The organism is Flavobacterium soyae, assembly GCF_021245985.1.
Lineage (GTDB): Bacteria > Bacteroidota > Bacteroidia > Flavobacteriales > Flavobacteriaceae > Flavobacterium > Flavobacterium soyae.
This window is the reverse complement of the sequence record NZ_JAJQXA010000001.1, coordinates 33,579-54,873: the sequence shown is the minus strand read 5'-3', so window position 1 is coordinate 54,873 and position 21,295 is coordinate 33,579. Positions and strand designations below refer to the sequence as shown.

Below are 21,295 nucleotides of genomic sequence, written 5' to 3'. Positions count from 1 at the left end.
AAATTGATTTTTATTCTTTTTTTATATTTTATTGGCAACTCTTTTTATATCATTTAAGATGTTAAGAGTATTAAAGTTTACAAGTAATCCTAATTTTATATTAGTTAGTCGGAGATAGGTTGCAATTTGTTTGTAATGTATTGGTGCTAATTCTTCGACAGATTTTAATTCAATTATTACTTTATTTTCAACTAGCAAATCGAGTCTAAAAGCAGCGTCTAATATTATTTCTTCATAATTAATAATAATTTCTACTTGCTTTTTAACCTTTAGTTCTAATTTTTCTAGCTCATAAAACAAGGAACTTTCATAAACAGACTCAAATAATCCAGGTCCTAAATTATTATATACTTTAAAAATTGCTCCTCGTATGAGATATGATATTTCATTTTCAGTCATTAATTCTTAATTTTAATTAGAATTCAAAATTAAAGAATTTTCTTTCTTTTTATATGAATCGTTTTCATGAAAATTTTTCAGATAAGCAATAAATAAAAATCAATTTTAATCTGCTTAAATCTGCAAAATCTGCGTGAAATAAAACTTTATTCATAAAGAAATGAAGTCAAAGGACTTGAAGCCACAGCATAATTTTGTTGATTGGCTACTTTTGCTTCAAAGGCTTTTCTTCCTGCTATTACCGCTTCTTTAAAAGCTTCGGCCATTAATTTTGGATTTCCGGCAACGGCAATTGCAGTATTAACCAAAACAGCATCGGCGCCAATTTCCATTGCTTTCGCAGCGTCAGATGGAGCGCCAATTCCGGCATCTACAATAACAGGAACGTTGCTTTGTTCAATTATAATTTCTAGAAAATCAATAGTTTTTAAACCTTTATTGCTTCCAATTGGTGATCCCAAAGGCATCACGGCAGTTGTTCCCGCACTTTCTAAGTGTTTGCATAAAACAGGATCAGCATGAATGTAAGGCAGAACAAAAAAACCAAGTTTAGCTAATTCTTCAGTAGCCTTTAAAGTTTCAATTGGGTCAGGCATTAAATACTTTGGATCTGGATGAATTTCCAGCTTTACCCAATTTGTTTCAAGTGCTTCACGAGCTAATTGAGCAGCAAAAACAGCTTCTTTTGCATTTCTTGCTCCGGAAGTATTCGGCAGTAAATTAATATTCGGATGTTGCAAATGCGAAAGAATAGCATCTGTTTCAGTTTCTAAATCGATGCGTTTTAAGGCAACGGTAACCAATTCACTTTCTGAAGCTAAAATTGCTTCTTCCATTTCTTTGTTTGATCCAAATTTTCCAGTTCCTAAAAACAAACGGGATTTAAAGTTTTTATCTCCTATATTAAACAATGATGTCTGCATATAATTTTTCGTATAGTTGTTGAATTAATTTTTCCTTTTCATCACTTTCTGTAATGATTCCAGAAACGGCAATACCATGGATTCCGATATCTATTAATGGATTTACATCTTTTAATGTAATACCGCCAATGGCATAAACAGGGACTTCAATTTTATTTTTTTTCATTTTTTGAAGAATCTCGGAATACCCTGACAATCCTAAAATAGGACTTAGTTTTTCTTTTGTAACAGTAAACCGAAAAGGGCCTAAACCAATATAATCACAGCCATTTTTGACATGATTTTGAATGTCTTCAAAAGTATTGGCCGTCCCTCCAATAATTTTGGCTGAACCCAGAATTGCGCGTGCTTCATCGATTTTCATGTCGGTTAATCCTAAATGAACTCCATCTGCAGCAATCTGTTCAGCGAGATGCAGATCATCATTTATAATAAAATTAGCAAGATACTCTTCGCATAAAGGCTTTACCTTTTCTGCTAAAGCAAATGTTTTTTTAGTCGTTTGATTTTTAAAACGCATTTGAACCCATTTACAACCGGCATCCAGAGCCTGATGAATATTGTACAATTGTTCTTTGCTGGTTTCGCCTTGTGAAATGTATTGTAGCTTGTTATACATAATGATATCCAATTAATGTTGAATTTGAACTCAGGTATTTTTCGATATATATTTTAGCATTTTTGCAGGCTTCTGTTATATTTTGGTTTAAGGCTAAGTTGGAAGCAATCGCAGAAGAAAGTACACAGCCGGAACCATGTTTTTCAAAGCATTTTTTTTCTGATGGAAATAAATTGTAAACTTCATTTTTCAGAAATAATGTATCGGTTCCAATTGAGTTTTCGTTATGTCCGCCTTTTAATAAAATATGTGTTGGAATCTCATTTTGCGGTCGAAGATTCTTTGAAATAAACCCCGGAAATAAAATCTCAATTTCATTGTAATTCGGTGTAATCAAATCAATCTTAGACAAGATTTTATGCAAATCTGAATAATCTTTAATTGTCATAAATTCAAATTTTGTTGTCGATCTAAGAACAGGGTCCCAAACAATTTTAGTTGAAGGAGACAGCATTTTTATTGTCGAAACAATTCGGTTTAAATCATATAAAGTAGAGACAATCCCAATTTTAACTGCACTGATTTTATAATTTAAAAAGAACGTTTCAATAGAACGGATAAGAAAACTCAAATCAGTCCATTGAATTTCAAAAAATGTATTTTCGGTCTGGATCGTATTTGCTGTTGAAATTGCAAAACCATTTACTTTATGCTGTTCGAAGGTTTTGATATCTGCCAAAAGACCAGCGCCCGCAGACGGATCTAAACCTGCGATTGTAAGTACGAAAGGGCGATTTGCTGACATAATTTAAATTGTTTTACCGGGTTTTCGTTATTCCAGATACTTCCTAAAAGTGCGGTATCATCAAATCCATTTTCCATTGTTTTTTGAATGTTTTCAGAATCGATTCCGCCTAAAGCGATCACTTTTGTTTTATAATTTGTTCTTGATTTTAATGCTTCAAAAAGATCTGTTTTTGGCTTATAATTTTCCTTTGAAATACTTTGAAATACCGGACTTAGAAATGCGTAATTAAAATCATTTTCCAGAGAATTAAAATCTTTTATCGAATGTGTTGATGTTGAAATTGATTTGCATTTATACCTACAAGGTTTTGAAAACCTTGCAGGAAAATCATGAATGCGGTTTCTTTCTTTTTCAGAAAAATGAATTCTGTTAATTCCAAAATCTTCTGCCAATAAATGATGACCGTGCAAAGCAATTCGATCTCTAAATTCAAACTCAATTTGATGAATAAACTGCGCCATTTCCAACTCAGAAAAATCAGGTTTCCGAATATGAAGTAAAGACAATCCTTCTTCAAATAAAGAATGAATTATTTTGATTTCATCTGCAGCAGCAAATGGATTAGAAATCACAACCATATCTTTTTCTCTTTCTTCTATTTTTTTTTCTCTATTTTCTAAAACTCTAAATGTAAATCTCTTTCCCCTGCTCAATAAATTCTTCTGATTTCTCCTGCATTCCTTTTTCTGCGGCAGCGACATCCCTAATTTCCTGAGATATTTTCATAGAGCAGAATTTAGGGCCGCACATAGAACAGAAATGAGCCACTTTTGCGCCATCTGCAGGAAGCGTTTCATCGTGAAATTCTCTTGCTGTATCTGGATCTAAAGCTAGATTAAACTGATCTTCCCAACGGAATTCAAAACGGGCTTTACTCAAAGCGTTATCTCGATATTGCGCTCCCGGATGACCTTTTGCCAAATCTGCAGCATGAGCCGAAATTTTATAAGTGATCACACCATCTTTTACGTCTTTTTTGTTTGGTAAACCAAGATGTTCTTTTGGTGTTACATAACACAGCATCGCACAGCCGTACCAGCCAATCATAGCAGCTCCAATTGCCGATGTAATATGATCGTAACCCGGTGCGATATCAGTCGTTAAAGGACCTAAAGTATAAAATGGAGCTTCATGGCAATGTTCTAATTGTTTGTCCATGTTTTCTTTAATCATATGCATTGGTACATGTCCCGGGCCTTCAATAAAAACCTGAACATCATGTTTCCAGGCAATTTTTGTCAATTCGCCTAAAGTTTCTAATTCTGCAAATTGAGCTGCATCGTTAGCATCGGCAATTGAGCCCGGACGTAAACCATCTCCCAAAGAAAAAGCAACATCATATTGTTTCATGATTTCGCAGATTTCTTCAAAATGTGTGTACAAAAAGTTTTCTTTATGATGAAATAAACACCATTTTGCCATAATTGAACCACCGCGCGAAACGATTCCCGTTACACGATTTGCAGTTAAATGAATGTATCGAAGCAAAACCCCGGCATGAATTGTGAAATAAGAAACACCTTGTTCTGCCTGTTCGATTAAAGTATCACGGAAAATTTCCCAAGTCAAATCCTCGGCAATTCCTTTTACTTTTTCTAGTGCCTGATAAATTGGAACGGTACCAATTGGAACTGGAGAATTTCGAATAATCCATTCTCTGGTTTCATGAATATTTTTTCCGGTAGATAAATCCATAATGGTGTCAGCGCCCCAGCGGCAGGCCCAAACAGCTTTTTCAACTTCTTCTTCGATGCTGGAAGTCACAGCGCTGTTCCCGATATTTGCGTTGATTTTTACAAGGAAATTACGTCCCACAATCATAGGTTCGCTTTCCGGATGATTAATGTTGTTTGGAATAATGGCTCTTCCGCAGGCAACTTCTGCACGAACAAATTCTGGAGTGATTTTGCTTTTTGGTGTATTAGCTCCAAAACTATGACCGCCGTGCTGGCATTGCATGGCTTTGGTCTGCTCGTTTAAAAGCTCAATGCGTTGGTTTTCTCGGATTGCGATATATTCCATTTCTGGAGTAATAATTCCTTGTTTGGCGTAATACAACTGCGTTACGTTTGCGCCTTTTTTAGCACGTTTTGGCTGATGTAAATATTCAAATCGTAAATGATTCAGGCTTTCATCACGTAAACGGCTTTGTCCATAATCTGATGTGATTTCGCTTAAAATTTCAACATCATTTCGATCCAGAATCCAGCTTTCGCGTAAGCGTGGTAATCCTTTTCTAATATCAATTTCAATATTTGGATCTGTGTAAGCACCTGATGTGTCATAAACTGTTACGGGTGGATTTTTTTCAATTCCGCCATTTGAAAGTTTAGTATCACTCAAAGTAATTTCGCGCATGGCTACTTTTATTGGATGAATTTCTCCGTTGATATAAACCTTTTTAGAATTGGGAAATGGAGTTCTGGATATTTGTTCTTCGTTTGTCATAGTGTTTTTGTTTCAGGTTTGAAGTTTTCGTAGAGGTGCACTGCAGTGCGTCTACGTTCAGTATTTAATTGGAATTTGGAATTTCTTTTTTGGAATTTATTAACCTCCCTGCGTAGCAGAAATGATTAAAATTTCGTCAGTTTCTTGTACGAGGACTTCGTTCCATTTGTTTTTTGGAACAACAGTATTGTTGACAGCAACGGCGATTCCGTTTTGTTTATGCGGAATTTCGAGATCGAGCAATGATTGAACGCTTAGCGATTCAGCATTGAAATGTTTGGTTTGTTGATTGATTTTTAGTTCCATTCCTTTGTTTTTTGGTTTATCTAAGATTCACTTTGGTGAACCTTAACCTTAGGAATGGCTACAAGAACGCATAAAAATGCGTGCAGAAGTCATCTTACTTTTCCCTACGCTAGTATGAACTAGATCAGGTTCAGAGGGTAAAATCTCAGCCTACAAGTTGTAGACACCCCTAAAGTGTGAAGCAAATATATGTAATTTTTGTTTGGCAGTTAAAAAAAGTTTCAAGTTTCAGGTTTCAAGTTGCGTTTGAGTAGAATTTTTTGTTTCTATCTACGATAACATGGCAGCCTGAAACTTGAAACCTGAAACAAAAACTTTTACTTTGTTCTCGTCCAGCAGTCTTCGATATGATCATTGACCATTCCGGTGGCCTGCATGTGAGCATAAATAACGGTTGAACCTACGAATTTGAATCCGCGTTTTTTTAAATCTTTGCTGATTGCATCTGAAAGTGGAGTCGTAGCGGGAACATCTTTTAACGTTTTTGGGTTATTGTTGATAGGTTTTCCGTCAGTGAATTTCCAAATATAATCTGAAAAGCTTCCAAATTCTTCCTGGACTTTCATAAAAGCCTGTGCGTTTGAAACGGCAGAGTTAATTTTAAGTTTATTGCGAATGATTCCTGTATTCTGCATTAATTCTTCGATTTTATCTTTAGAATAATTGGCAATTTTTTTATAATCAAAATTGTCAAAAGCAGTTTTGAAGTTTTCTCTTTTATTTAAAATAGTAATCCAGCTTAGACCTGCTTGAAAAGTTTCTAGAATTAAAAACTCAAAAATAGTAGGGTCGTCATAAACAGGAGTTCCCCATTCTTCGTCGTGATATTTTTTATATAAATCGCTGGCGGAGCACCAGCCGCATCTTATTGGTTCCATTTTTATTTTAAATGTATAAAAAAACCTCAAACGAAAGAAGTTTGAGGTTTTAAAAAAGTTTTGAAGAAATTATATACGTTTGAATTCAACTACATATATTTCAGTTGTTTCGCTTTGATTAGTGTAAGTATATTTAAGCTTTAAAGTTGTTTCATTTAATACTAAGATTTCTGCATCATTTACAGAACTCTCACCGTCATATTTAATAGTTATGGTATTGTCTTTTCTAGTCCAAGTTCCATTTTCAGAATAATCATTACATTTTGAATTGCTATATTGAGAATAATGGTCGATGAATGTTCCTCCTGCTTGAATTTCAAAAACATCTTTGTTGCAACCTCCTTCAGAAACTACTGGAGTTAATTTTTCTTTTCCGTCAACAATGGTTCCGTTTTGGTATACTTCCCATTTACCTTCTAAAGACGCTTTATCATCGTCATTACTGCTACAAGATACTGATAATCCTAGTGCCAATACAGACACAAAAAAAATACTTAGTTTTTTCATTTTTGGTAGATTTGTTTTTGTTAAATTTTTAGCAAAAATAAAATCTTTCTTCAGAAAACCTAGGTTTTATAATCAGTTTTCCCTCATTATTTTAATATTTTATTTGTAATACGTTGGCTTTCAGGTTAATCTAATGTTCTTTGGATGTGGTAAAATTTCTCTTTCTTTATCTTCCAATCTGCCAGCTATATCCTTTTACACTCGGAATATAGGCAGAACGTCCAACGATGATTAAATTAGTATAGATTTTTCTATTGTATTTAATTCCAATAGCATTGCCGGAAGTGTACATTTTATTAGCTTTAAAGACTACTTTCATTTTGCCGTCTTCAAGTTCTGCATCAGAAACTTTTCAACAAACCACGTAGACTGCCATTTTACAGACAATTCATTTTCTGCGGTTTTGGTTACGCTTTTTACTAGTTTAACGGCTTCTTCCTGAATTTCAAAATGTTCTGTTAGCTGCTTTTGAGCCATAGTCTGACCCATTTTGCATTTTTCTAATATTGACAAAATTCAATAATTCTTCGTTGGCTTGCTTTTTTATTGAGGTGGTTGAAGGCGCTTGAGGGTTTAGAGTATTTATTTCTATTGGGGTTTTAACCGAAAATGGTTTTTTTGGAGCAACAGTTTTTTTGAGTCAAACTCTTTTGGGGCAGTTATACTTTTTGATGAAACTTTGTGGGGTATTTTCATAGCAGCTGGTGTCAGCTTATTGACAGGTTGAATGACTTTTCTAGGCTGTTTTTTTGTCATTGCCACAACTGAAAAAGAAATAGGTTATAGAGAATAAAATAAGCAAGCAATTTTTTTTTCATGACCTAAATGTGTTTTTTTATCCTTTGTTTACAGGATCTTCGTCTAAATATTTTCTGATCAAATAATGACCTAAATAAATTGCTGGGGTTAATAAGATAGCTATTGCTAGTTTAAAAGTATATCCAATTAATCCAGACGAAATAAAAGTGTCAAAATCGATTTTACCCGGAAGCCAAAAAGCGATTCCAAGAACAATGAAAGAATCAAACAATTGTGAAATAACCGTAGAGCCAGTTGCTCTTAACCATATTTTCTTTTCACCGGTTCTATTTTTAAAAAACCAAAAAATCCACACATCAATTAATTGTGATGCCATAAAAGCAATTATACTTCCAAAAATAATCCACATACTCTGTCCAAAAACGGCTTCAAATTGTTCATCATTTACGGGGCTGATTCCTTTTGCTGCCGGAATTACAATTGCCATAAATAAAATGAGAAAAGCATAAGCAATTAAACAAGCTGTTATAAAAGAGAGCTTTTTTACTCCTTTTTCGCCAAAGTATTCATTAATTAAATCGGTTGTTAGAAAAACAATCGGCCAGGGCAAAATCCCTATACTCATTACAAAAGGGCCAATCTGAATTAATTTTCCTCCAATAAGTTCGGCCACAACGGCATTAGTTATAAATATTCCTGCTAGAATTACAAAAACAATTTCTTTTCGGTTTTTAAACATGTTATTTTGGTTATGATGTTCCAAAATTAAACTATTTCTTCAAATGTTCGAAATGGGTTAATTAGTTCGTTTGAAGTTTGCTTTTGATTGGTTAATTTTGAGATTCTGTCGGTATTTCTTTTTTGGAAAATAAACCTGATAGAAATTTATTAATGCATTTTATTATGAAAAAACAAATTGATTTAGATAATCCGTTACTTCAGGAATGGGAAGGACCTTATGGGGGTGTTCCTGATTTTACAAAATATAAAATTTCAGATTTTAAACCTGCCATTGAGTTTGCTATTCAGGAGAAATTAGATGAAATTGATGCAATTGCAAATAATTCAGAAGAACCTGGTTTCGATAATACGATTGCAGCTTTAGAACTTTCAGGTGAGAAACTGGATAGAATTCATGCTGTTTACGGAATTTACAGGTCTAATTTAAGTAGTCCTGAATTTAATTCGGTTGATACTGAAATGTCTCCAAAACTGGCAGAGATTAACGATAAACTATATCAAAACGAGAAGTTGTTTTCAAGAATTGAAAAACTGTATAAATCTGAAAACAGTAAAAAATTAAACGATGAACAACAGCGTTTGCTATGGCTTTATTATACCGATTTTGTTCGAGAAGGAGCTGAATTAAATGTAGAAGATAAAGAGGAAGTAGCCAGAATTAATCAGGAACTAGCTGGGCTTTTTACGCTTTTTAGTCAAAAATTATTGGCAGAAGAGAATGATCAGTTTTTAGAATTGAAATCTGCAGCTGATTTAGACGGGTTGCCAGAAGAGTTTAAAAATGCAGCAATTGCAGAAGCTAAAGAAAGAAATTTAGATGTTTTAGGATGTATTGGTAATACAAGATCTTCTATTGAACCGTTTTTAACTTTCTCAGACCGAAGAGATTTAAGAGAAAAAGCATTTGAAATTTTTGTAAAACGAGGTGATAACGAGAATGCAAATAACACAAATGCAGTACTTGTTTCGATTTTGCAATTACGGGCAAAGAAGGCTCAAATATTAGGGTTTAAGAATTTTGCCGAATGGAGTTTGTCTAATAAAATGGCCAAAGATCCGCAGAAAACTTTAGATTTAATGGAGTCTGTCTGGACGCCGGCTGTTGAAAAGGTAAAAAATGATGTTTCGGCTATGCAGAAAATGGTTGATGAAGAAGGCGGAAATTTTAAAATTCAGCCTTGGGATTACCGTTATTATGCTGAAAAGGTTCGAAAAGCAAAATACGATTTAGATCAAAATGAAATAAAACAATATCTGCAGTTAGAAAATTTACGTGAAGGAATGTTTTGGACTGCTGGTGAGTTGTTTGATTTAGGCTTTAAACAATTATTTGATGTTCCTGTTTATCATTCTGATGTTCGTGTTTGGGAAGTGAACAATAAAAATACCGGAGAACCAATCGGGCTTTGGTATTTTGATCCATACGCGCGCGCAGGAAAGCGTTCAGGTGCATGGATGAATTCGCATAGAGATCAACAAAAAATAGAAGGTAAAACACTTCCGATTGTGTCTAACAACTGTAATTTTATAAAAGGAAATGCTGATGAACCGGTTTTAATTTCGTGGGATGATGCAACAACTTTATTTCACGAATTTGGACATGCTCTGCATGGTTTGTGTTCAAATGTTACTTATCCGAGTTTATCAGGAACTTCGGTTGCGAGAGATTATGTAGAGTTTCCATCTCAATTATTAGAGCATTGGCTGGCGGCTCCGGAAGTTCTGAATAAGTTTGCTCTTCATTATAAAACTAATCAGCCATTATCAGAGTCTTTGGTAGAAAGAATAGAAAAGGCAGCGAATTTTAATGAAGGTTTTGCAACAGTCGAAACGATTTCAAGTTCTTTTGTAGATATGAAACTCCATTTAACAACCGAAACTATTGATCCGTATAAATTTGAGAAGCAGGTTTTAGAAGAAATCAATATGCCTTCAGAAATTGTGATGCGTCATAGAATTCCACAATTTGCACATATTTTTTCAAGTGACGGGTACGCAGCCGGATATTACAGCTATTTATGGGCAGATGTAATTAATGCTGATGCTTATGAAGCTTTTCTGGAAGGAGACGGGCCTTTTGATCAAAAAGTATCTAAACGCCTTTACGATACTGTTTTGAGTGTTGGAAATACGATTGATAATGAAAAAATGTATGAAAATTTTAGAGGACGGGAACCAGAATCCAATGCTTTGATGCGAGCCAGAAACTTTCCTATAGTTTAGCAGATGAAAATAAAAAAGCCCGAATACATAATATTCGGGCTTTTTAATATTGAAAAAATAATATATTAACCTAAAGTAACTCTTTTGAAACCTGTAATTTCAACATTGAATCCTTTTACGTAATCACCAACTTTTTTACTGTCATCTTTGATGAAGTTTTGATCTAGTAAAGCTTTTTCTTGATCTAAAGTAGTGTTGTCAGAAATGAAACGTTGTACTTTTCCTGGAAGAATTTTGTCCCAGATTTGTTCTGGTTTACCTTCAGCTTTTAATTCAGCTTTAGCATCTTCTTCAGCTTGTTTGATAACTTCAGGAGTTAATTGAGAGAAAGAGATGTATTTAGGAACATTTTTTAAAGTTTTTCCTAAACGTTTTGCTTCTTCATTGTCTTTTTCGATTACAGCAATACGAGCAGCAAGTTCAGATTCAACGAAAGCAGGATCAAAATCTTTGTAAGATAATGTATCAGCCCCCATAGAAGCAACTTGCATAGAGATGTCTTTTGTTAAAGTTTCAGCGTTTGCAACTGGAGCAGAAATTGCAGTTAAAGCAGCAATTTTATTAACGTGAACATAAGATCCAACGTAAGCACCTTCTAAAATTTCGAAACCACCGATTTCGATTTTCTCACCGATAACTCCAGTTTGCTCGATTAATTTCTCAGCAACTGTAATTCCGTTGAAATCAGAAGCTAATAATTCTTCTTTAGAAGAGAAGTTGATAGCTCTTTCTACTAAATCTTTAGCTAAAGCAACGAAAGCTTCATTTTTACCTACGAAGTCAGTTTCGCAGTTTAAAGTGATGATAGCTCCTTTAGTGTTGTCAGCATTGATAAAAGAAACAGCAGCTCCTTCAGCAGACTCACGGTCAGAACGGTTAGCAGCCACTTTTTGTCCTTTTTCTCTAAGGATTTGTATAGCTTTATCGAAATCTCCTTCAGCTTCAACCAAAGCTTTTTTACAGTCCATCATTCCGGCACCTGTAGATTGTCTTAATTTATTTACGTCTGCAGCAGTAATTGTTGACATAATATTTTGAATTTTTAATGTTAAAAGTAAAAAATTCCAGCTTTTAAATCCCAAACTCCAATTTTAATAAATTATCAACATAACGTTTTTAATTTTGTATTTGGATTTTGGAATTTAAAATTTGGAATTTAAAATTTGATTTATTCTTCAGTTTCAGTTGCAGGAGCAGCTTCAGCCTCAACAGCAGGAGCTTCTTCAGCAGCTTCAACTTCTTTTTCAGAACCTCTGTCAGAAAGACCTTCGATTACTGCAGTAGTCACTAAAGATAAAATTTTGTCAATTGATTTAGAAGCATCATCATTTGCAGGAATAACGTAATCAACCTCTCTTGGGTCAGAATTCGTATCAACCATTGCGAAAACTGGAATGTTTAATTTTTGAGCTTCTTTTATTGCGATGTGTTCAGCTTTGATATCTACTACGAACAATGCTGCAGGCAGTCTAGACATATCAGCGATTGAACCTAAGTTTTTCTCTAATTTAGCACGTAGACGATCAACTTGCAAACGCTCTTTTTTAGATAGAGTGTTGAAAGTACCATCTTTCTTCATTTTATCGATAGAAGACATTTTTTTAACTGCCTTTCTGATAGTTACGAAGTTAGTCAACATTCCACCTGGCCATCTTTCAGTGATGTAAGGCATGTTTGCAGCCTTTGCTTTATCAGCAACGATGTCTTTTGCTTGTTTTTTGGTAGCTACGAATAAGATTTTTCTACCTGATGCAGCGATTTTTTTCAAAGCTTCGTTAGCTTCTTCAATTTTAGCTGCAGTTTTATATAGATTGATAATGTGAATACCATTACGCTCCATATAAATGTAAGGAGCCATGTTTGGATCCCATTTTCTAGTCATGTGTCCGAAGTGAACACCTGCTTCTAGTAATTCTTTTACTTCTATTTTGTTTGCCATTTTTGTACTAGTTTACGTTCTGTTGATTAGCAATGTGTTTTGAACTTTGGCTTTAGGCAATATGCTTTAGGCTTTAAGCTTTAAGACTTTAAGACTTTCGACTTTAAGACTCAACCCATTTAGATGCTAAACTATATCCTACCTCGATAGGAGAGCAACAATAACTGTGTTTTTTAATTTCAATAAATAATTGATAATGTCTTGTCCCATCTGAACAAGACAGGTAATATTAACGTTTAGAGAACTGGAATCTCTTACGAGCTTTCTTCTGACCGAATTTCTTACGCTCAACCATTCTTGGGTCTCTTGTTAATAAACCTTCTGGTTTAAGGATTCCTCTGTTTTCAGCGTTAACTTCACACATTACGCGTGCTAATGCCATTCTTACAGCTTCTGCCTGACCAGTTGTACCACCTCCGTAAACGTTTACTTTTACGTCAAAGTTGTTTACGTTTTCTGTCATAGACAATGGTTGTAAAACTTTGTATTGTAAAGTTGCAGTTGGAAAGTAAGTTGCGAATTCTTTTTTGTTTACAGTGATATTTCCTGTTCCTTCAGAAACGTATACACGTGCAACAGCGGTTTTTCTTCTACCGATTTTGTGAATAACTCCCATTACTTAAGATCATTTAGGTTAACAGTTCTAGGTTTTTGAGCTCCGTGAGTATGCTCAGCACCTACAACAACATTTAGATTTCTAAAAAGTTCAGCCCCTAATTTGTTTTTAGGTAACATTCCTTTTACAGCTTTTTCTACTAATAATGCAGGGTTTTTAGCTTGCAATACTTTAGCAGTTAAAGTTCTTTGTCCTCCTGGGTAACCTGTATGACGCATGTAAATTTTGTCATTCAATTTTGTACCTGTAAGGTTAATTTTTTCTGAGTTGATAACAATTACGTTATCTCCACAGTCAACGTGCGGTGTGTAACTTGGCTTGTACTTACCTCTTAAGATCATAGCAACCTTTGAAGCAAGACGTCCTAAGTTATGACCTTCAGCGTCAACAACAATCCACTCTTTAGTTACAGTGGCTTTGCTAGCTGAAATTGTCTTGTAGCTTAATGCGTCCATAATATTATTTTAATTAAACATTCCATCCCCAATAAAGGGGATGCAAAAGTACAATTAATTATTTTAAAACCAAATACCTGAAAAGAATATTTTATATCCTGAAAATCAGGCTCTCAGTTTTTATTTTCAAAACTATAAAAAAACCGTATTCACAATAACGCGAGGGCGATTCAAAATTAAGCTTATTTTTTACTAAACAATAAATATATTGGCCATATCGACCACTTGCAGTGTCATAATGGTTTATTGCAAGCTTCAGATTGCTGTGATACTAAATGCGGCAGTTGTATTAAATCCTGCAGCAACTGGTAGGATTTTTGACGGATTTTTTGCGATATTCAATCCAGTTGGAGTACTCACTATAGTAACTCCTGCAAAATCTTTTGAATTTGGGTTGACTTTCTGAATTTTAACTTCGTTTTTCATAATAGGTTTTTTATTAAGGTTGTTAATGAAATTTTGAGAGATGCAGTTTCAGAAAAATCTTCTTTCCCTGATTTATTTTGAATAGATCTTATAATTTCAAATAGTGGTAGGTGTTTTTTGTTTTATTTTCGGTAATTCTACTATATTTGTATTAATTACATAAACTTTTATTAGATGAAAGCTAAAGCAACTCTAAAACAAATTGCGAAGGAACTGGGTGTTTCTGTGTCTACTGTGTCTAAAGCATTGAATGACAGCCCAGAAATTAGTGAGCAGACGAAGGTGAAGATTAAGGAGTATGCCAAACTCAAAAATTATAAACCGAATGTTATTGGTCTGAATTTAAAGAACCGTAAAACGAAAACAATTGGTGTAATTATACCTAATATATTAAACTCTTTTTTTGCTAAAGTTTTTAGCGGAATTGAAAAAGTAGCTGATAAAAAAGGATATAATGTAATTACGTGTATTTCTAACGAATCTTTAGAGAAAGAAGTTCATACGCTTGAAATGTTAAGCAACGGAACTATTGACGGATTTATTCTTTCTGTTTCTGAGGAAGCGCAAAAACTGCAAGATTACAATCATTTTTCGGCTATTATTAATGACGGAACGCCGATTGTAATGTTTGATAGGATTGCTGATGAAGTAGAATGTGATAAAGTTGTAGTAGATGATTTTGATTCTGCTTTAAACTCAACTCAGCATTTAATTAACTTAGGATGTAAAAATATCGCTTTAATTTCTTCTGTAGATAATTTAAGTGTTGGAAAATTAAGAGCCGATGGATATTTAAAAGCTTTAAAAGACAATAATATTCCGGTTAACGAAAAAATTATTCTTCGTACCGATTCTGAAGATGATATGAAAGCTAAAATTGATTCGATTTTTGATCAAAAAATTGATGCGATTTTTGCTTTAGATGAAAATGATTCAGTTGCAGCTTTAAGAGTAAGTTTGAAAAAAGGATATAAAGTACCGGAAGATATTTCGATAATTGGTTTTGCAGATGGGATTTTAGCTTCAAGACGTTTGTCGCCAAGTTTAACAACAGTAAGCCAGCACGGAATTGAAATTGGCGAAGTTGCTGCAAAAAAATTAATCGAAAGACTGGAAGAGCCAGAAGGCGAAACTTCTGATTACGAAACAATCGTTATCAAAACAAAGTTGAAAGAACGAGAATCAACAAGAAAAGCTTAAATAAAAAAATATAATCAACAAAAAGGACTGTTCGAAAGAACAGTCCTTTTTGTTATCTATTATTTGTGTGTCATTGCGAGGAATGAAGCAGCCTTACTACAATAAGACACAAAACTTGATCTAGCCAATGAGATTGCTTCGTTCCTCGCAAAGACAAGATTGTGCAGGTTTTTGATTCATAAATCTAAAATCAACACTCTAAAAATCTAAAATTATAATTAATGCGCTTCCAGCCAATCTTTACCCAATCCAAGTTCAACTTCTAACGGAACTGTCATTTTAAAAGCATTTTCCATTTCGTGTTTAATCATAGGCTGGATTTTTTCTAATTCGTCGTTGTGTACATCAAACACAAGCTCATCATGAACCTGGAGTAACATTTTAGATTTCCAGTTTTCGTCTTGTAATTTTTTGTGAATGTTGATCATTGCAATCTTAATTACATCGGCAGCGCTTCCCTGAATTGGTGCATTTACAGCATTTCGTTCTGCAGCGCTTCTAACAACAGCATTGGCAGAATTGATGTCTTTTAAATAACGACGGCGACCAGAAATGGTTTGTACGTATCCTTTTTCTCGGGCAAATTCAACTTGCTCCTGAATAAAAGACTTTAATCTTGGATATGTTTTATAATAAGCATCAATCAAAGCTGCACTTTCACCGCGAGATAATGAAGTCTGATTACTTAATCCGAAAGCAGAAACACCATATATAATTCCAAAGTTTACCGTTTTAGCATTACTTCTTTGTTCGCGTGAAACTTCTTCAAGCGCTACATCAAAAACTTTTGCTGCAGTAGCTCTGTGAATATCTTCACCGTTTTGGAAAGCTGCAATCATATTTTCTTCACCACTCAAAGCAGCGATAATTCGTAATTCAATTTGCGAGTAATCGGCAGAAATTAAAGTGTGGTTTTCATCGCGCGCCACGAAAGCTTTACGAATTTGACGTCCTCTTTCCGTACGAATTGGAATGTTTTGTAAATTCGGATTATTAGAACTCAAACGTCCCGTAGCCGCAACAGTCTGCATATAATCGGTATGAACGCGTAATGTTTTTTTGTCAACTTGTTCCGGCAAAGCCAAAATATAAGTGCTTTGTAATTTCACCATTTGACGCCAGTCCAAAATTTGTTTTACAATAGGATTGTCGTTTGCTAAATAAGTCAAAACTTCCTCTCCGGTTGCATATTGACCCGTTTTGGTTTTCTTTTGCTTTGCTCCGCCAATTTTAAGTTTATCAAATAAAATATCTCCTAATTGTTTTGGAGAGGCAAGATTAAATTTCTCACCGGCAGTTTCATATATCTGTTCTTCTAAAGATTTGATTTCAATTTCCATCTCTCCAGACATTTGTTTTAAGAAATCAACATCCAGGCGAATTCCTTCTGTTTCCATTGCAGCTAAAACACTTACTAACGGAATTTCGATTTCATCAAACAGTTTTTTAGTTTCGGTATTGTCTAATTCTGTTGTAAAAATTTCTTTTAATTGTAAAGTAACATCGGCATCTTCTGCAGCATATTCTTTAATATCTTCTAAAGGAACATCGCGCATTGAAAGCTGATTTTTTCCTTTTTTACCAATTAAAGTTTCAATTGATTTTGGAGAATATTTTAAATATGTTTCAGCTAAAATATCCATATTATGACGCATATCCGGATTAATCAGATAATGTGCGATCATCGTGTCAAAAAGTTTTCCTTTTACCGTAACGCCATAATTAGCAAGGATTTTTAAATCGTATTTTAAATTCTGTCCAATTTTTTCGATGTTTTCATTTTCAAAAAACGGAACAAACTTATCTACTAAAACTTTTGCTTCTTCCTGATTTTCCGGAAACGGAACATAAAAAGCTTTTCCTTTTTCGTAAGAGAAAGACATACCCACAAGTTCTGCATGCAGGGCATCGATTCCAGTTGTTTCAGTATCAAAACAAACCGAAGTCTGCTTTTGTAAATTTTGTAAAAGCAATTTAATTCCTAAATCGCCCTGTACGGTTTGATAAGAATGTTCAGTATTTTCTAAAGTATTATAAAACGAATTTCTTGCAGCTTCGGCACTTTCATCAAGAGTAGTTCCGCCTCCGCCAAAAAGATCAAATTGGTCTTCGTTCTTTGGTTGTGGTTTTTTGTATAATTTAGCTTCGGCAGCCGGATTATTGTTTGCTAATTCATTTCCGCCGCCAACTTTAAACAAGTTGTCAAACTGCTCAGCCATTCTTCTAAATTCCAATTCCTGAAAAATAGCATCTGTTTTTTCAATATCAGGGCGAGAAAGCTCATAGTCATCTTCATTAAAAATAACATCACAGTCGCAGATAATCGTTGCCAGTTTTTTAGACAAAATACCTTTGTCTTTATTGGCTTCGATATTCTCCTTCATTTTTCCTTTTAGTAAATGAGTGTTTTCTAAAAGATTCTCCATTGTACCAAATTCTTTCAGGAACTTCTTGGCGGTCACTTCACCAACTCCCGGTAATCCTGGAATATTATCTACAGCGTCGCCCATCATTCCAAGAAAATCAATTACTTGGTCTGGTCTTTCGATTTCGAATTTTGCCAAAACTTCAGGAATTCCCCAAATTTCGATTCCATTACCCATACGGGCAGGTTTGTACATGAAAATATTTTCAGAAACCAATTGCGCAAAATCCTTATCCGGTGTTACCATAAAAACCTTATAATTTTGTTTTTCGGCTTGTTTGGCAATGGTTCCAATTAAATCATCGGCTTCACAGCCTTCGACTTCAATTATCGGAATATGCATTGCTCTTAACAATTCCTGAATATACGGAACAGCAATTTTAATTGCCTCAGGCGTTGCGTCACGATTAGCTTTATATTCTACGAACATTTCTGTTCTTACATGACTTCCGCCTTTGTCAAAAGCAACGGCCAAATGATCTGGTTTTTCTCTTTTAATAACATCCAAAAGTGAGTTCATAAAACCCATAATTGCAGATGTGTCCATTCCTTTTGAGTTGATTCTCGGGTTTTTTATAAAAGCATAATAACCGCGAAAAATTAATGCATAAGCATCTAGAAGAAAAAGGCGTTTTTGAGTTGACATATAAAAAATATTAGTCTGTAAAAATAAACAATTGAGTCCTCAAAAATTAGACTAAGAAGATTTTTTTTCCACCATAGATTTTTTCCACCATATAAGTTATATAAGTTCATTTTAGTAGAGGCGCACTGCAGTGCGTCTCCGCATTTTAATACATAACGATTAGTTGTGTCCTATGTATTAAATAAACTTATATAACTTATATGGTTCAAAAACCAGCAAAGCGTTAATGTCAAGTTAATTTTTTTTATACAGGGATTTCTTCATTTTGTCTTCATGTTATGGGGGTAATTTTGATCTGTAAAATAAAAGGTAATTAATTTAAATTTTAGAAATCATGAGAAATTTATTGATGTTATTAGTAGCAGTTTTAGGAACAGGTGCAATGGTTCATGCGTTTCCTGCAAAAGATGGCAAAACAGTTTCTGCAAAAGAAGTTAAAGCAACAAAACACCCAAAAAGCAAAACAGATAAAAAAACAAAATCAGTAAAAAGTGAAGCTCCAAAAGCAGAAGCAGTAAAAGTGACAAAATAAGAAAAAAAATAATTTAGAATAAAAGGTTGGTTAATTTAAAAATTTAAAATCATGAAAAAATTAATTTTATTAGCAGTGGCAGTTTTAGGAACAACTGTAATGGTAAATGCTCAAACAACTCCAGCTCAGGCAGCGCCCGCAAAAGAGGTTAAAGCAACAAAACACCATCATAAAGGAAACAAAAAGGCAAAAGCTGAGGCTCCAAAAGACGAAGCTGCAAATGTGAAAAAATAAGAATTACTCTCGTTTTGTTTTCGAAGCATTGTAACGGAGGCAAAACAGGAATAATGATTATGATGAATGCGATTGAAGAAAGCTGATGAAGAAATTTGTCGGCTTTTTTTATTCGTTAATTTTTTAATAACACGTAACTGGATTTTTGATAATTGATTTAATTTTAGTTGCGTTTAAACGCCCTATTTATGAATGTTTTGATTGTTGAAGATAATAAAGAACTTGCTGTAGAGGTTTACGACTTTCTGTGCAGCACAGGTTATATTTGTAAAATTGCAAATAACTGCGCCGATGCTCTTGAAGAGTTTGCCAGTAATGATTATGATGCTATGCTGCTTGATTTGGGATTGCCTGATGGAGATGGTTTTGAAGTTTTACAGACTATTCGAAAAACAAAATCAAAAATTGCGGTAATTGTGCTAACGGCCCGCGGAGAATTAGATGACAGGATTAACGGGCTTCATCTAGGTGCGGATGATTATTTGACGAAGCCTTTTGCATTGACAGAATTGGCTGCGAGATTATTTGCCGTAATTCGCAGGATTCATGGTTTTACTTTAAACAATTTAAGTATTCACGGATTTTTACTGCAGCTTCAGGATTATAAAGTGAGTTTTGATGAAGTGCCTTTAAGTTTAACTAAAAAAGAATTTGATATTTTTCAATATTTAGTCTTGAATAAAAACAGGGTAATTACGAGATTACAATTAACAGAACATATTTGGGGCGATATTCTGGAGGTAAACTCCGATTCTAATTTTATAGACGTACACGTTCGTAACCTTCGAAAAAAATTAGACAAACATACTTCGATTGATTGGTTTGAAACCGTTCGAAATGTGGGTTACCGTATTAATGAATAAATAGATTTTTTGTGAAGATAAAACATCAATTGGCCATATTTAATGCACTAACAAGATTGTTGGTGATTTTGATTTTATGGCTCATGCTTCCTATTTTGGTCGAAAATGTGGTTTACAGACACATTAATAATGGATTAATTGAAAAGAAAAAGAAATTCATCGATCATTTAAATCAGCAGGAAATTAATGATTTTATCGAAAATGCAGATGATTCGACCGAAACCTATTCGCAGTTTTCTACACTTCACAGCGAATTTTTGGTTCTTTCCAGAGTTCCCATAAAGACACATCAAAAGCGAACAACTTTTAGTAATGAATATCGAATTATTGAAGGTGAAGAAAATGAATACCGAATTCTGCAGCATCACTTTAGTTATCAAAATGAAGATTACCAACTCGAAATAGGGAGCAGTTTAAGCGAAGTAAAAGACCTTACTTTTATTATAAAGTTTTTTATAATAGTTGTTTTGGTAGTTATTCTTCTGGTTACTTTTTTGGCAGATACTTTTTATATCGAATATTTACTGAAACCGTTTTATAAAATTATTGATACTAAAATAAGGCGGGTCAACGAACCAGAGGTTTTTGATCATACTCCGATAAAAGCAAAATCAAGAGATTTTAGAGAATTAGATTTGGTTTTAAACCAAATGATGAATCGTATTGCAGAGCTTTTTAAAAAAGAAAAACAGTTTATTTCTAATGTTTCTCACGAACTTTTGACCCCGATTGCTTTATTGAAAAACAAACTGGAGAATTTACTGCAAAATGATTCTTTAGATGATAATGCGGTGGATAAAATCGCAGGTTCATTGAAAACGCTTGATATGCTGAAAAAAATCATCAATAATTTACTGCTGATTTCACGGATTGAAAACAATCAATATGAAGCCAGCGAAAATATCAGTTTTCAGGAAATTATAAAGGATCTTCAGGAAGATCTTCAGGATCGTATTGACGATAAAGGCATTGAGTTCGTTAATAAAATGGAATATGATTTTGCTTTTAAGGGAAACAAAACCTTAATTCATATTTTGATCTATAATTTAGTTACAAATGCCATAAAGTATAATAAGCAGGACGGAAGTATTATTGTTTCTGATGGCTTTTTGCAAAATCAATATATTATTTCAATTACAGATTTTGGCATTGGTTTAAACGAATCGCAAATTGAAAATATCTTCAACCGATTTGCCAGAGTAAGTTCTGATCAGGAAGGGCAGGGGTTAGGTCTTGCAATTGCTAAGAGTATAGCTGTTTTTCATCATATTGAGATTAAAGTTACCTCTATTATAAACGAAGGAACAACTTTTACTTTATTGTTTCCGGAAATGCAAAAACACAATTAAAAGTTAATTTTTTCTGATTGGTTCAATCTTCATTTTGTCTTCATTTACTGATTCTATCT

At 33.8% G+C, this 21,295-nt stretch carries 24 protein-coding genes and 1 riboswitch; of the genes, 6 read left to right on the top strand and 18 right to left on the bottom strand.

The genetic code is table 11. From position 1 onward, the window contains the following. Positions 1-21: 21 nt before the first annotated feature. From LUU93_RS00245 to LUU93_RS00190, 12 genes are all read right to left on the bottom strand, one after another. Complete coding sequence (locus tag LUU93_RS00245) at positions 22-399, bottom strand: GxxExxY protein (protein WP_232676039.1); 378 nt, start codon at positions 397-399, stop codon at positions 22-24. Between the two features lie 146 nt (positions 400-545). Further along, positions 546-1,322, bottom strand: a complete 777-nt coding sequence (locus LUU93_RS00240) for a thiazole synthase (RefSeq protein WP_311202617.1) — start codon at positions 1,320-1,322, stop codon at positions 546-548. After that, entirely contained in the window at positions 1,303-1,941 is a 639-nt protein-coding gene (locus LUU93_RS00235; RefSeq protein ID WP_232676036.1) for a thiamine phosphate synthase, read from the bottom strand. The genes LUU93_RS00240 and LUU93_RS00235 overlap by 20 nt, the downstream gene beginning before the upstream one ends. Continuing rightward, entirely contained in the window at positions 1,934-2,686 is a 753-nt protein-coding gene (locus LUU93_RS00230) for a hydroxymethylpyrimidine/phosphomethylpyrimidine kinase (RefSeq protein ID WP_232676025.1), read from the bottom strand. Before LUU93_RS00230 ends, LUU93_RS00235 begins: the two co-directional genes overlap by 8 nt. Beyond that, positions 2,644-3,342 carry a thiamine phosphate synthase gene (locus tag LUU93_RS00225; RefSeq protein ID WP_311202616.1) on the bottom strand — a complete coding sequence of 233 codons (699 nt, stop codon included), beginning with the start codon at positions 3,340-3,342 and terminating at the stop codon, positions 2,644-2,646. The genes LUU93_RS00230 and LUU93_RS00225 overlap by 43 nt, the downstream gene beginning before the upstream one ends. Beyond that, positions 3,314-5,137, bottom strand: coding sequence for a phosphomethylpyrimidine synthase ThiC (gene thiC / locus LUU93_RS00220; RefSeq protein ID WP_232676024.1), 1,824 nt, complete (start codon positions 5,135-5,137; stop codon positions 3,314-3,316). The genes LUU93_RS00225 and thiC overlap by 29 nt, the downstream gene beginning before the upstream one ends. Before the next feature lie 99 nt (positions 5,138-5,236). After that, positions 5,237-5,443, bottom strand: a complete 207-nt coding sequence (gene thiS / locus LUU93_RS00215) for a sulfur carrier protein ThiS (RefSeq protein WP_232676015.1) — start codon at positions 5,441-5,443, stop codon at positions 5,237-5,239. Between the two features lie 84 nt (positions 5,444-5,527). Continuing rightward, positions 5,528-5,624, bottom strand: a riboswitch (TPP riboswitch). Positions 5,625-5,760: 136 nt separating this feature from the next. Beyond that, positions 5,761-6,321 (bottom strand): DNA-3-methyladenine glycosylase I, encoded by a 561-nt coding sequence (locus LUU93_RS00210; RefSeq protein WP_232676007.1) that lies wholly within the window; start codon positions 6,319-6,321, stop codon positions 5,761-5,763. A gap of 69 nt (positions 6,322-6,390) precedes the next feature. Beyond that, on the bottom strand, positions 6,391-6,828 hold the full coding sequence (locus tag LUU93_RS00205) for a lipocalin-like domain-containing protein (protein WP_232676005.1): 438 nt from the start codon (positions 6,826-6,828) through the stop codon (positions 6,391-6,393). A 166-nt stretch (positions 6,829-6,994) separates the two neighbouring features. Continuing rightward, positions 6,995-7,147, bottom strand: coding sequence for a hypothetical protein (locus LUU93_RS00200; protein WP_232676003.1), 153 nt, complete (start codon positions 7,145-7,147; stop codon positions 6,995-6,997). After that, complete coding sequence (locus tag LUU93_RS00195; RefSeq protein ID WP_232676001.1) at positions 7,144-7,305, bottom strand: hypothetical protein; 162 nt, start codon at positions 7,303-7,305, stop codon at positions 7,144-7,146. Before LUU93_RS00195 ends, LUU93_RS00200 begins: the two co-directional genes overlap by 4 nt. A gap of 358 nt (positions 7,306-7,663) precedes the next feature. Then, entirely contained in the window at positions 7,664-8,326 is a 663-nt protein-coding gene (locus LUU93_RS00190; protein WP_232675992.1) for a queuosine precursor transporter, read from the bottom strand. A 164-nt stretch (positions 8,327-8,490) separates the two neighbouring features. On the opposite strand from LUU93_RS00190, the gene LUU93_RS00185 reads away from it, so the two are divergent. Continuing rightward, positions 8,491-10,551, top strand: a complete 2,061-nt coding sequence (locus tag LUU93_RS00185) for a M3 family metallopeptidase (protein WP_232675983.1) — start codon at positions 8,491-8,493, stop codon at positions 10,549-10,551. 65 nt (positions 10,552-10,616) lie between these two features. Here the strand turns inward: LUU93_RS00185 and tsf are convergent, their stop codons facing one another. The 5 genes from tsf to LUU93_RS00160 form a co-directional block, all read right to left on the bottom strand. After that, the gene (gene tsf / locus LUU93_RS00180) at positions 10,617-11,579 is read right to left on the bottom strand and encodes a translation elongation factor Ts (protein WP_232675975.1); all 963 of its coding nucleotides are present in this window, start codon (positions 11,577-11,579) and stop codon (positions 10,617-10,619) included. Between the two features lie 140 nt (positions 11,580-11,719). Further along, a complete protein-coding gene (gene rpsB, locus LUU93_RS00175; RefSeq protein ID WP_232675970.1) occupies positions 11,720-12,490 on the bottom strand; it encodes a 30S ribosomal protein S2 in 771 nt (256 codons plus the stop codon). 229 nt (positions 12,491-12,719) lie between these two features. Beyond that, a complete protein-coding gene (gene rpsI, locus LUU93_RS00170; protein ID WP_012023687.1) occupies positions 12,720-13,106 on the bottom strand; it encodes a 30S ribosomal protein S9 in 387 nt (128 codons plus the stop codon). After that, the gene (rplM, locus tag LUU93_RS00165; protein ID WP_232675962.1) at positions 13,106-13,561 is read right to left on the bottom strand and encodes a 50S ribosomal protein L13; all 456 of its coding nucleotides are present in this window, start codon (positions 13,559-13,561) and stop codon (positions 13,106-13,108) included. The genes rpsI and rplM overlap by 1 nt, the downstream gene beginning before the upstream one ends. Before the next feature lie 255 nt (positions 13,562-13,816). Further along, positions 13,817-13,987 carry a hypothetical protein gene (locus tag LUU93_RS00160; RefSeq protein ID WP_232675952.1) on the bottom strand — a complete coding sequence of 57 codons (171 nt, stop codon included), beginning with the start codon at positions 13,985-13,987 and terminating at the stop codon, positions 13,817-13,819. Between the two features lie 174 nt (positions 13,988-14,161). Between LUU93_RS00160 and LUU93_RS00155 the strand changes: the two genes are divergently transcribed. After that, positions 14,162-15,187 carry a LacI family DNA-binding transcriptional regulator gene (locus LUU93_RS00155; RefSeq protein WP_232675950.1) on the top strand — a complete coding sequence of 342 codons (1,026 nt, stop codon included), beginning with the start codon at positions 14,162-14,164 and terminating at the stop codon, positions 15,185-15,187. 218 nt (positions 15,188-15,405) lie between these two features. On the opposite strand, the gene polA is transcribed toward LUU93_RS00155, so the two are convergent. Continuing rightward, positions 15,406-18,258 (bottom strand): DNA polymerase I, encoded by a 2,853-nt coding sequence (gene polA, locus LUU93_RS00150; RefSeq protein ID WP_232675949.1) that lies wholly within the window; start codon positions 18,256-18,258, stop codon positions 15,406-15,408. 334 nt (positions 18,259-18,592) lie between these two features. Between polA and LUU93_RS00145 the strand changes: the two genes are divergently transcribed. The 4 genes from LUU93_RS00145 (at position 18,593) to LUU93_RS00130 (ending at position 21,236) form a co-directional block, all read left to right on the top strand. Continuing rightward, a complete protein-coding gene (locus LUU93_RS00145) occupies positions 18,593-18,790 on the top strand; it encodes a hypothetical protein (RefSeq protein ID WP_232675941.1) in 198 nt (65 codons plus the stop codon). A 51-nt stretch (positions 18,791-18,841) separates the two neighbouring features. After that, positions 18,842-19,024: a hypothetical protein gene (locus LUU93_RS00140; protein WP_232675939.1), complete on the top strand. Its 183-nt coding sequence runs from the start codon at positions 18,842-18,844 to the stop codon at positions 19,022-19,024. A 188-nt stretch (positions 19,025-19,212) separates the two neighbouring features. After that, positions 19,213-19,887 carry a response regulator transcription factor gene (locus tag LUU93_RS00135; protein ID WP_232675937.1) on the top strand — a complete coding sequence of 225 codons (675 nt, stop codon included), beginning with the start codon at positions 19,213-19,215 and terminating at the stop codon, positions 19,885-19,887. A gap of 11 nt (positions 19,888-19,898) precedes the next feature. Beyond that, the gene (locus tag LUU93_RS00130) at positions 19,899-21,236 is read left to right on the top strand and encodes a sensor histidine kinase (protein WP_232675935.1); all 1,338 of its coding nucleotides are present in this window, start codon (positions 19,899-19,901) and stop codon (positions 21,234-21,236) included. Positions 21,237-21,295: the final 59 nt, after the last annotated feature.